The following is a 10,705-nucleotide window of genomic DNA, read 5'->3' as shown; positions in this document are numbered from 1 at the left end:
AAGATATGAAAACTATGAAATTTACAAATCGTACAGCTTTAGTTATTGCGCTTTTATCATTATTTATTTTTACTAATTTCTCTACCAATAAGTTTGATTTAAAAACGAAAACTTTAAATACGACTAAAGTGGCTTATTTTGCAAGTGGATGTTTTTGGTGTGTAGAAGCTATTTTTGAAAGCATAATAGGAGTAGAGGATGTTGTTTCTGGTTATGCAGGAGGTTTTACCAAAAACCCAACTTATGAAAGTAGTAATACAGGTAGAACAGGTCATGCAGAAGCCGTTGCGGTATATTACAATCCTAAGAAAATAAGTTTTAAAACGTTGGTTGATGTTTATTTTGGTTCACATAATCCGACTACAAAAAATGGGCAATATCCAGATTATGGTTCTCAATATAGATCAATAGCTTTTTATGCTGATGCTTACGAAAAGGAAATTATCAACAAAAAGATTGATAAACTAAATCGCGAAGTTTATAATGGAAAAATAGCAACAGAGGTTAAAAAAATAAATAAGTTTTATGTTGCAGAAGCTTATCACCAAAATTTCGAAAAATTACATCCTCAACATCCTTATGTACGAAATGTATCTATACCAAGATTAAACAGATTTAAAAAGAAGTTTCCCGAACTTCTTAAAAAATAGAATTAAAAAAAATAAATTGTTAAGTTAAAGTTTGTTTATATAAAAATCTCCCCAATATTTATATTGGGGAGATTTGATTTGTTTAAATACTAAATTGAATACCTAAAACAATATTTCTACCAGCGTTTAAAATTCCATCATTTTTTAATCTTGATAAATGATTAATATACTCTTTGTTAAATAAGTTATTTACAACAACTGAGGTTGTAAATTTATAATTGTTGATTTTAAAATCGCCACCAATATTTAAATTAATTAAACTATAACCAGGTGTTTTTGTTTCAAAAGAACTAATATTTTCTTGTTTAAAATATGAATGGATACTTAAAGAAGTATATCCCTTTTCAAGCCATTTATTGTTTAAAAACTCAACTCTAAAAGTATTTTTTAAAATATTTGCAGGAATTAAAGGTAAGTAATTTCCATTAGCTTGTTTTCCAATAACAGTTTCGAAACTACTTTCTAAATGCAACCAATCTAAAGGGTGTGGGTGTAAATGAAAACCAAACTCACCTCCGTATAATTTAGCATTTTCTTGTAAATACGTGTAAACTGGTGCTTCATCTTCAATTTCACCTGTAGGTGATAAATATATATAGTTAGATAAGTTATTATAAAACCCGTTTGCAAATACTTCAAAATGTTCTGCTTTATAATCTAAAGAAAGATCAAATTGTAAGTTTTTCTCATTAACTAGGTTATTATTACCTTCTTCAAACCTATTAGTTCCATGATGTACACCATTAGATGTTAATTCAGCTAAATTCGGAGCTCTAAAGCCACTAGCAACATTAATACGAGTGTTTATGGTTTTAAGCAACGTTGTTTTAAGTCCTAAAGAGCTAGTAAAACTATTGTATGATATATCTATAGCATTGAAAATATGAACTTCATCTTCATGTTGAATTTCATGCCTTTCTGTTTTTATGGCGCGATTATCAAAACGAATTCCACCTTGCAATCTAGTATTATCATTTAACTCTAAATTAGCTGTTGTAAAAACCCCAAAATCATTAACTATTGCATTTGGAATTAGCAATTCTTCACCAAAATTTGTGTTTGTTTGTTGTAGTCCTTGCGTACCTAAAAGAAGTTCAAATTTTCCCATTTCTGGAAAATGGTACTTTACATTATAACTTAATGTTTTTAATTTCATATTTAAAGCTGCTTCACCTTCAGTATGTTCGTCATGTTCATCTTCAGGTTCGACATCTTCGTGCTCTTCATGATCTTCAAATTCTGTTCGGCTATTAATTGTATACCCTAAATCGATATCTAATTTAGATGCATTAAAAAAGATATGGTTATGTAAACTGATAATATGATTGTCTATATCTTGAAAAGGAACTTCTAAATGAGTTTCTCTGGTTTGCTCTCCGATACCTTCTGTTAAACCTAGTTTAGAGTTGTTAAAATTATAACGAACTTCTGATGAGAAGTTTTTTTCATGAAAACCAACACCTAATTTTAAATCTTTTTCTTTAAATCGAGTATTGGTAACGCGATACAAAGGTGTTTTGTAATCAGAATGCATAGCATAAGTTCCTCTCGCTAGAAATTGCCAGTTTTCAAGAGAAGATTTAAGTCCGATAGTGGCATTACTACCTATTGTATTGCTAAAATAACGTTGATTAATATTTAGTTCAGTATTGTTTTCAGAAGCGAATTTTTCTGGTTGAATATATAAAACACCCCCTAAAGCATCTGATCCGTATAGTAATGAAGCAGGGCCTTTAATAACTTCTATTCCTTCAATACCAGCATCGTTTATACCTAAACCGTGCTCACCACCAAATTGTTGATTTTCTAAGCGAATACCTTGCGTATATACTAAAACTCTATTACCACTTAAACCCCTAATAACTGGTTTACCTATAGATGCTCCTGTTGATATTTGCGAAACCCCTGCAATACTAGTAATTCCTTCAGATAGGGTAGTAGCACCTGTTTTATGTAACGCTCTTGCAGATAATCTTTCGACTTTCATTACATTTTCTGATTGTAATTTATTAAAAGGAGTTGAAATAATTATTTCATCAATCTTAAAAATAGATTCTTCTAATGACGTATTAAAGGTTAAGCTTTGATTCTTGAAAACAAATTCTTTCGTAACACTACCAAATCCTAAATATGTGAAGTTAATAACTACTTTTCCGTTTGGAATATTTTGTAAATTATAGTTTCCTTTAGTATCTGAAATAGTTCCTTTGTGAAGCTGTTCTGAATAAATTTCAACCCCCAATAAAGGAGTATTGTTTTTGTCAACAATTTTACCTGTTAAATTATTTTGCGCGTATATGCTTAATGTTCCTATAGATAATAGGAAGAATATTATTTTTCTCATTGATTATAATTTACTGTGAAATACTAAGTGCTGTTTTTACTTAAAAGACAGATTGATTAAACAGTGAAATAAGGTGGGCCTCTGGTGAGTTTTTTATCAACATATATTACCGAAATTACTTGTGGTTGTTGATTGTATGTTGTTTTATAAAAATGTTGTGGAATTACAGCATAATTTGAAGCTGTAGTATATGAAAAAACTTGAAGTTGATAATGTAATAAAGAACACTCTAACTCTTTTTCATGAAAATGATCATCATTTATTGAAGTACAAACAGTATGTTCATGCTTTTCAAAAGCATGAACTACTTGTATTGCTGTTGGTAATAACAAAGCAAACAAGAAAATTGCAGATATGTAGTTTCTAAATTTATACATTCGCTACAAATGTATAAAAAAATAAATAGCCACTAGTATTTATACTAGTGGCTATTTATTTTAAAATCTTAAATAATTGTTAATCCTTCTTTTTACTGCCTCTCATTTTCATATTTAGCATTTCTACTACTAAAGAAAAAGTAATGGCAAAGTATAAATATCCTTTAGGAACTGTACCAACTTCTTCTCCAAAAAGAGTGGCATGTGATAAATGTGCACCTTCAGCGATTAGCATAAAGCCAATTAATATTAAAAAAGATAAACCTAACATTTGTATGGTTGGATGCTTGTTTACAAATTTACCAACCGGGTTTGCAAATAACATCATAATTACCATTGATAAAATTATAGAAGTAATCATAATTATCATAGCACCTTCAACACCGTTAGTCATACCTACAGCGGTTAAAATAGAATCGAATGAAAAAACAATATTTATTAATGTTATTTGAATAATAGCCTGACTTAAAGTATAGCCTTTTTGAGGTTTACCATCTGTTTCATTTTCCGATAAACCTTCTACTTTATGGTGTATTTCTTTAGTACTTTTATAAAGTAAGAAAAGACCACCAGCAAATAAAATTAGTGCTTGCCCAGTAAAACCTGCTTTAAACCAAGAAAAATCAACATAAAAAAAAGGCGCATTCATCGCAATTAATAACGAAATACCAAAAAGTAAGGCAATACGTAAAAACATTGCTAGTACTAAACCAATGTTCGTTGCTTTTTTTTGAAGTTTTTCAGGAAGTTTGTTTGCTGCGATTGATATAAATATGATATTATCAATACCTAAAACAATTTCTAAAAAAGTTAAGGTTACTAACGCACCCCATGTGTCTGCTTGTAAGAAAATTTCTATCATTTAATTTACTTTATATACGGTTCCTTTTTGTTTAAAATTAGAGTAGCCAATTTTAGCAGTAAAATTAAAAGAACTATCCGTTACTTTTGTAATTTGAACAAATATAGGGTCTTTATCTAATTCAGTTTTCGGACGCTTCATTCGTAATGAATAGGCAAAGTTGTTTTTCCATTTGATAAACAGCGTATCAATATGTTTAACTTCTTTTTCCGTTACTAAGCTATCCGAAGAAATACTTATTATTTTAGAATATTCTTCTATTTGTAAACTGTCTTTTCGCACAATTGTAGTTTTACCATAACCGTTACCAGCCGGAATCTCGAAAGTTCCGTATTTAAAACGTTTAGGATCTCCATCTTTTTTTGGAGTACAAGAAAATACTAAAAAAACGACTAAAAAACTAAGTAAATACTTCATTAAATTCCGGTATAATTAGCAGGTGTAATTGCTTTTAATTCTTCTTTAATCTCAACAGAAACTTCTAAAGTATCAATAAAATTAGCAATTGATTGTTTGTTTATCTTTTCGTTGGTACGTGTTAATCCTTTTAAAGCTTCATAAGGATTTGTATATGCTTCACGACGTAATATTGTTTGAATAGCTTCAGCTACTACCGCCCAATTATTTTCTAAGTCTTCAGCAAATTTAGCTTCGTTTAATAATAACTTATTTAACCCTTTTAAAGTAGATGAAAAAGCAATTAATGTATGACCAAAAGGAACACCTACATTACGTAAAACAGTACTATCTGTTAAATCACGTTGTAATCTTGATATTGGTAATTTTGCAGATAAATGCTCAAAAATAGCATTTGCAATTCCTAAATTTCCTTCAGAATTTTCAAAATCAATCGGATTTACTTTGTGTGGCATTGCTGATGAACCAACTTCACCTTCTTTAATTTTTTGCTTGAAATAATCGTTAGAAACGTATGTCCAAACATCACGATCTAAATCAATTAAAATATTATTTACACGTTTTAAACCGTCATATAAAGCAGCCATATGATCATAATGCTCTATTTGAGTGGTTGGGAAAGAGTGATGTAATCCTAAAATGTCTTCTACAAAATGAGTTCCGAAGTTTTTCCAGTCAATATCTTTATACGCAACTTTATGTGCGTTAAAATTACCTGTTGCTCCACCAAATTTAGCAGCGTGAGGTGTGTGTTGTATGTGTATTGCTTGATTGTTAATACGTTCTACAAAAACAAAAAATTCTTTTCCTAAACGCGTAGGCGAAGCAGGTTGCCCATGTGTACGTGCTAACATTGGTATATGATCCCATTCTTCAGCTAAATCTGCTAATTTAGATACTAAACCATCTAAAGCAGGATAATATACTTCTTCCATTGCATCTTTAATAGATAACGGAATTGCAGTGTTGTTTATATCTTGAGAAGTTAATCCGAAGTGAATGAACTCTTTGTACTGCTCTAAGTTTAAAGCATCAAATTTTTCTTTTATAAAATATTCAACCGCTTTTACATCATGATTTGTAACGGCTTCAATATCTTTTATTTTCTGAGCATCTTCTGTCGAAAAATCGTCATATATCTTACGTAAATCAGGGTATAATTCATTATTGAATTCAGCTAATTGTGGTAAAGGAATTTCGCATAAAGCAATAAAATACTCTATTTCTACTTTTACGCGATATTTTATTAAAGCTTCTTCTGAAAAATAGTTGGCTAAATTGGCAACTTTATTACGGTATCTACCATCAATAGGAGAGATGGCATTTAATTGTGTTAAGTTCATGTTATGTTGTTGTGTTGTATCTTGCAAAAATAGAAAATACTTACTTTAATTATGAGTATTGTAATAGGAATTTTAACGATAAACTTTTCGATTTAAAATTTTGAGTTTTTTATCCTTCTCTAAAGATTTTATTACTCGAATTACGGTTTCTACTCGTAAGCCTAAAATATCGGCTATTTGCTGGCGTGTATAATCAACCTTAAAAGTGAAATCACCTGTTATTTTATAAACATCATTTTTTAAATAATCTATAAAACGAAGCACTCTGTGTGCAGGTTCTTGGCTAGAAATCTCTGATGCTATAATTGCTTTGTAGTGCAATCTTTTAGCTAAACTTTGCGTTATTTTTAAGTGAATTAAAGGATTTTCTTGCAGTAATTTAAATAATTGTTCTTTAGAAATGACTAATATTTTACTTTCAGAAAGAGCTTCAGCACTAGCAGGGTATTTTACATCAATAAATAAAGGTGGCTCACCAAAACTCTGATTTTTATAAAAAATGCCTTGAATAAATTCTTTTCCTGCATTATTATAATTGTTCATTTTTACAATACCACTACTAATTTGATAATAATTATAAGCAGTGTTATTTTCAGTAAAAATAACATCTCCTTTTTTATAGTCTTTATAATGTGCGTTAAAGTTGCGTAAAAGTTCTTCTGGTATCATTATGATTTAAGTCATAAATTGCAATCGTATAAAGATATAGTTTTGCCGTGAATTAATATGTTTTTTAGATGGATAAAAAAGAAATAGAAAATAGAGAAGATGTGTATTTATTGGTCTCAACTTTTTATAATAAAATTAAAAAAGATGATTTTATAGGACCTATTTTTCTAAAAGCAATTCCCCTAGAAAAATGGGAGCCTCACTTGCAAAAGTTAACTGATTTTTGGGAAACAAATCTTTTTTTTGTTAGAAAATTTAAAGGAAATCCGATGAAAGCACATAAGGATTTAGATAGCAATTTTAATCATACTATTTCTCAAGAGCATTTTGGTAGGTGGTTGCAATTATGGTTTGAAACCTTAGATGCTCTTTTTGTAGGAACTAAAGCAAACGAAGCAAAAGAAAGAGCAAGGAATATTGCATCGATGCTCTTTTTTAGAATGTTTGACGCGAAACCTAAAAAATAAGTTGATAAATTATCAGCGCTATATTTGCTAGAACAGCAATAAAAAATGTCCAAACTACTGTTTTTAATGAACGCTGACTTATTGCAACTGCATTGGCGCCCATAGCAGAGATACAGGTAACTACTAAAGCAAATAAATTTACTTCTCCATGAACAGCCAATGCTGCAGAAAAAGAAGCAATCATACTACTTGCCATTAATAAAATTATTGAAATAGCAAAAGAGTTACTTTCTTCTTGTGCTATTTTATTATTTATATTACTTATAAAATTAAGTTTAGAAAACTTAAAAGTTGTGTTATTTACGAATAATTGTTGTGTTGTTACCATGCCTAATTTATTTTATTACAAAGTTACAAGCCAACTAGTTATTTGTTTTATGACCTAAATCATAAAGTAAAAAGAAGTTTGATTCATTTTATTTGATAGCTTTTTTTATCTTCACAATCTAAAATACTTTTGTTGGAAACTAGAACCCTTATTTATATTATTATAGCAATTTTGTTAAGCATCGTTATTGCTTTTTTTCAATATTTCTACAAAGAAAAAAATAATTCTAAAATAAGCATCTTACTGTTTGCTTTAAAAGCAACGAGTTTGTTTTTATTGATTTTATTATTTATTAACCCCCAAATAGAAACGATAGAAAAAGTAAATAGCAAGCCTGTTTTATCTGTTTTGGTAGATAATTCACTTTCTATAAAATATTTTAAAGAGGATAAAAAAGTAACAACTATTTTAAAAGAAGTACAAGAACATAAAGAAATACAAGATAAATTTAATGTTCAGCTTTTTTCTTTTGGAGCTAAAATTGCTGTTTTAGATAGTTTATCTTTTTCAGAAACTCAAACAGATATTTCGCAAGCAATAAAATCAGTTAACGAATTAAATAAAAATACTTTAAATGCAAGTATTTTAATTAGTGACGGAAATCAAACTACAGGTAATGATTATGAATATATAAATGCTAAAAGTAAAATATTCCCAATCGTAGTTGGTGACACGACCTTGTATCAAGATTTACAAATATCACAGTTAAACGTTAATAAATATAGTTATATAAAAAATAAATTTCCTGTAGAAGCCATGCTTTATTATGAAGGAAAGGAGAAAGTAAGTGCAACTTTTTCTATTTCGAATGGCGGAAAAAAAGTGTTTTCAAAAAGACTTCAATTTTCTCCTTCAAACCCAGTGCAAACGGTTTCAACCAATTTAACTTCGAAAAAAAAAGGAATTCAATATTATAGCAGTGCTATCAGTAAAATTGAAAACGAAAAAAACACCAAGAATAATTACCAAAATTTTTCGGTAGAAGTTATTGATGAACAAACGAAAGTATTGGTTTTAAGCTCGTTTTTGCACCCTGATTTAGGCGCTATAAAAAAAGCTATAGAAAGCAACAAACAACGAAACGTAACGATTGCTTTGGTTAATGATAAAAATATTAATTATGCTGATTATCAGTTTTTTGTTTTCTATCAACCTAATAACTATTTTAAAAAAGTATTTGAGAAAATATCTTCTAATCATTTGGTAATTTCAGGAACAAAAACTGATTGGAGGTTTTTAAATACGCAGCAATTAGGAGTTACAAAAGAAGCAATCAATCAAACAGAAGATTATTTAGCAATTTACAATGTTGATTTTTTAACGTTTTTACAAAAAGATATTGGTTTTAACGAATTTCCGCCTTTGCGAGATAAATTCGGAACAGTGCAGTTAACAAATGATGCTCAAACCTTGTTGTATCAAAAATTTGCAGGAGTAGCAACCAAACAACCATTATTAACAACGATTGAAAAAAATGATAAAAAGCATGCTGTTTTATTTGGTGAAGGAATTTGGAAATGGAGAGCAGCTAGTTTTTTAAAAGAGCAAAATTTTGAAACGTTTGATGCTTTTTTAGGGAATTTAGTACAGTATTTGGCTTCTAATAAAAAGAGAAAAAGACTGGATGTTAAAAGCGAGAGTATATACACCGAGAATACTCCAATAACTATTTCGGCTTTTTATGTTGATAAAAATTACCAATTTGATAATAGAGCTACGCTGGAGTTCACGCTAACAAATAATAAAACAAAGAGTAAGAAGGTAATTCCGTTTTCGTTAATCAATAATTCTTATCAGGTATCGGTAGAAGGTCTTTTAGCAGGCGAATATTCATATAAAGTTTCGGTAGAAAATCAAAAAATAAATAACTTCGGAAATTTTAAAATAACTGATTATCAAATAGAAGAGCAGTTTACAAACGCAAATCATAAAAAATTAAAGTCATTAGCTATAAAGACTAAAGCAAAATTATTTTATGCTGATAAGTTAGAAGAGTTATTAAAAGAATTAACTACAGATGCTTCCTACTATACTGTTCAGAAATCTAGTACTAAAAAGCAAAATTTAATAGATTGGAAATGGGTGTTGTTTTTAACAATTCTCTTATTTTCCTTAGAATGGTTTATCAGAAAATATTATGGTAAAATTTAAAAAACAAATAGGTTTTATTCGTTTAAAGAGTAATAGTTTCTGAACTTTGTAAAAAGTTAACTATAACGATTTAAATAAAAAAATAGTTTTTAGATAATGTATAAAAACAATATAAAAAACGAACTTTAAATGACTTTAGAACATTTTTTTCAATGTCCATATTGCTGGGAAACAATTTCTATGATTTTAGATGCAAGTGCTTCTCAAACCTATATAGAAGATTGCGAAAATTGTTGTAATCCAATACAGTTAACAGTTCATTTTGAAAACAATAACCTTACCGCTTTCGAAGCGATTAATATAGAACAATAGAATATGAAATTTCATACAAGAAAGTGGATAAAACCAGAAGATTTAAATCCTAACGGAACCTTATTCGGAGGTCGTTTATTACAATGGATTGATGAAGAAGTAGCCTTATATGCTATAATTCAATTAGAAATACCTAAAACAGTAACAAAATTTATGTCAGAAATAGATTTTGTAAGCTCAGCTAAACAAGGAGATATTATTGAAATTGGTATTGAAGTTGTAAAATTTGGTAACTCTTCTATTACCTTAAATTGTGAAGTACGAAATAAAATTACTCACAAAACAATTATAGCAATTGACAAAATTATAATGGTCAGCTTAGATGATGCAGGAAACCCTTTTGCGCATGGTAAAACAAAAGTAGAGTATGCTAAAGACAGGTTGAAATAACAAACCTGTCTATTTTTTTTATACTTTTGTAATTCTTTAAATCCATAATTTGAAAAATATTAGCATTGTTATATTAACATTATTGCTGTTTGTACCACCGGTGCAAGCGCATGCTGATGCTATGATTTTTGATGATGGTAACGTAATAGAATTTCACGTTGACACAATGGATGAAGCACATTCTAATACGCATCATCAAAACGATACAGATGAAGAAAAAAATACAGAACACCATCATCACTGTATTTCTTTAGGTATATCGAATGCAATAATCACTACGGAATTTAAATTTCAGTTTATTAAATATTTTCAAGTAAAAAAGAAAATACATTTTCATAAAGTTCTAAATACAGCTAGTTTTTTAGACGAACTTTTTCAGCCTCCTCGCGTTTAAT

At 28.9% G+C, this 10,705-nt stretch carries 13 protein-coding genes; 6 read left to right on the top strand and 7 right to left on the bottom strand.

All coding sequences use genetic code 11. The features are described from left to right. Positions 1-14: 14 nt before the first annotated feature. Positions 15-650 carry a peptide-methionine (S)-S-oxide reductase MsrA gene (gene msrA / locus ACQ629_RS02210; RefSeq protein WP_483706329.1) on the top strand — a complete coding sequence of 212 codons (636 nt, stop codon included), beginning with the start codon at positions 15-17 and terminating at the stop codon, positions 648-650. Positions 651-732: 82 nt separating this feature from the next. Here msrA and ACQ629_RS02205 read toward each other — a convergent pair whose 3' ends face one another. The 6 genes from ACQ629_RS02205 to ACQ629_RS02180 all read right to left on the bottom strand — a co-directional run bounded on the left by ACQ629_RS02205 (position 733) and on the right by ACQ629_RS02180 (position 6,662). Continuing rightward, the gene (locus tag ACQ629_RS02205; protein ID WP_483706328.1) at positions 733-2,994 is read right to left on the bottom strand and encodes a TonB-dependent receptor; all 2,262 of its coding nucleotides are present in this window, start codon (positions 2,992-2,994) and stop codon (positions 733-735) included. 56 nt (positions 2,995-3,050) lie between these two features. Further along, complete coding sequence (locus ACQ629_RS02200; RefSeq protein ID WP_483706327.1) at positions 3,051-3,371, bottom strand: hypothetical protein; 321 nt, start codon at positions 3,369-3,371, stop codon at positions 3,051-3,053. 79 nt (positions 3,372-3,450) lie between these two features. Next, positions 3,451-4,233 carry a TerC family protein gene (locus ACQ629_RS02195; protein ID WP_483706326.1) on the bottom strand — a complete coding sequence of 261 codons (783 nt, stop codon included), beginning with the start codon at positions 4,231-4,233 and terminating at the stop codon, positions 3,451-3,453. Beyond that, the gene (locus ACQ629_RS02190; RefSeq protein ID WP_483706325.1) at positions 4,234-4,650 is read right to left on the bottom strand and encodes a hypothetical protein; all 417 of its coding nucleotides are present in this window, start codon (positions 4,648-4,650) and stop codon (positions 4,234-4,236) included. Then, the gene (purB, locus tag ACQ629_RS02185; protein WP_483706324.1) at positions 4,650-5,993 is read right to left on the bottom strand and encodes an adenylosuccinate lyase; all 1,344 of its coding nucleotides are present in this window, start codon (positions 5,991-5,993) and stop codon (positions 4,650-4,652) included. Before purB ends, ACQ629_RS02190 begins: the two co-directional genes overlap by 1 nt. Positions 5,994-6,065: 72 nt before the next feature. After that, positions 6,066-6,662 carry a Crp/Fnr family transcriptional regulator gene (locus ACQ629_RS02180; protein ID WP_483706323.1) on the bottom strand — a complete coding sequence of 199 codons (597 nt, stop codon included), beginning with the start codon at positions 6,660-6,662 and terminating at the stop codon, positions 6,066-6,068. Between the two features lie 68 nt (positions 6,663-6,730). On the opposite strand from ACQ629_RS02180, the gene ACQ629_RS02175 reads away from it, so the two are divergent. Beyond that, the gene (locus tag ACQ629_RS02175; protein ID WP_483706322.1) at positions 6,731-7,129 is read left to right on the top strand and encodes a group III truncated hemoglobin; all 399 of its coding nucleotides are present in this window, start codon (positions 6,731-6,733) and stop codon (positions 7,127-7,129) included. Here ACQ629_RS02175 and ACQ629_RS02170 read toward each other — a convergent pair. Next, positions 7,119-7,457: a hypothetical protein gene (locus ACQ629_RS02170; protein WP_483706321.1), complete on the bottom strand. Its 339-nt coding sequence runs from the start codon at positions 7,455-7,457 to the stop codon at positions 7,119-7,121. The genes ACQ629_RS02175 and ACQ629_RS02170 overlap by 11 nt on opposite strands. Positions 7,458-7,589: 132 nt before the next feature. On the opposite strand from ACQ629_RS02170, the gene ACQ629_RS02165 reads away from it, so the two are divergent. The 4 genes from ACQ629_RS02165 to ACQ629_RS02150 all read left to right on the top strand — a co-directional run bounded on the left by ACQ629_RS02165 (position 7,590) and on the right by ACQ629_RS02150 (position 10,704). Beyond that, positions 7,590-9,608 (top strand): VWA domain-containing protein, encoded by a 2,019-nt coding sequence (locus tag ACQ629_RS02165; protein WP_483706320.1) that lies wholly within the window; start codon positions 7,590-7,592, stop codon positions 9,606-9,608. 129 nt (positions 9,609-9,737) lie between these two features. Then, positions 9,738-9,920: a CPXCG motif-containing cysteine-rich protein gene (locus tag ACQ629_RS02160; RefSeq protein ID WP_483706319.1), complete on the top strand. Its 183-nt coding sequence runs from the start codon at positions 9,738-9,740 to the stop codon at positions 9,918-9,920. Between the two features lie 3 nt (positions 9,921-9,923). Further along, complete coding sequence (locus ACQ629_RS02155; RefSeq protein WP_483706318.1) at positions 9,924-10,310, top strand: acyl-CoA thioesterase; 387 nt, start codon at positions 9,924-9,926, stop codon at positions 10,308-10,310. Positions 10,311-10,359: 49 nt separating this feature from the next. After that, positions 10,360-10,704 carry a hypothetical protein gene (locus ACQ629_RS02150; RefSeq protein WP_483706317.1) on the top strand — a complete coding sequence of 115 codons (345 nt, stop codon included), beginning with the start codon at positions 10,360-10,362 and terminating at the stop codon, positions 10,702-10,704. Position 10,705 lies beyond the last annotated feature (1 nt).

Source organism: Tenacibaculum sp. SM2510, assembly GCF_057002845.1.
This window is presented reverse-complemented; position numbering and strand designations above follow the sequence as displayed.

Bases quoted from the DNA above. Each gene is read 5' to 3' on its own strand.
- msrA (WP_483706329.1), top strand. From the start codon at position 15: ATGAAATTTACAAATCGTACAGCTTTAGTTATTGCGCTTTTATCATTA.
- ACQ629_RS02205 (WP_483706328.1), bottom strand. From the start codon at position 2,994: ATGAGAAAAATAATATTCTTCCTATTATCTATAGGAACATTAAGCATA.
- ACQ629_RS02200 (WP_483706327.1), bottom strand. From the start codon at position 3,371: ATGTATAAATTTAGAAACTACATATCTGCAATTTTCTTGTTTGCTTTG.
- ACQ629_RS02195 (WP_483706326.1), bottom strand. From the start codon at position 4,233: ATGATAGAAATTTTCTTACAAGCAGACACATGGGGTGCGTTAGTAACC.
- ACQ629_RS02190 (WP_483706325.1), bottom strand. From the start codon at position 4,650: ATGAAGTATTTACTTAGTTTTTTAGTCGTTTTTTTAGTATTTTCTTGT.
- purB (WP_483706324.1), bottom strand. From the start codon at position 5,993: ATGAACTTAACACAATTAAATGCCATCTCTCCTATTGATGGTAGATAC.
- ACQ629_RS02180 (WP_483706323.1), bottom strand. From the start codon at position 6,662: ATGATACCAGAAGAACTTTTACGCAACTTTAACGCACATTATAAAGAC.
- ACQ629_RS02175 (WP_483706322.1), top strand. From the start codon at position 6,731: ATGGATAAAAAAGAAATAGAAAATAGAGAAGATGTGTATTTATTGGTC.
- ACQ629_RS02170 (WP_483706321.1), bottom strand. From the start codon at position 7,457: ATGGTAACAACACAACAATTATTCGTAAATAACACAACTTTTAAGTTT.
- ACQ629_RS02160 (WP_483706319.1), top strand. From the start codon at position 9,738: ATGACTTTAGAACATTTTTTTCAATGTCCATATTGCTGGGAAACAATT.
- ACQ629_RS02155 (WP_483706318.1), top strand. From the start codon at position 9,924: ATGAAATTTCATACAAGAAAGTGGATAAAACCAGAAGATTTAAATCCT.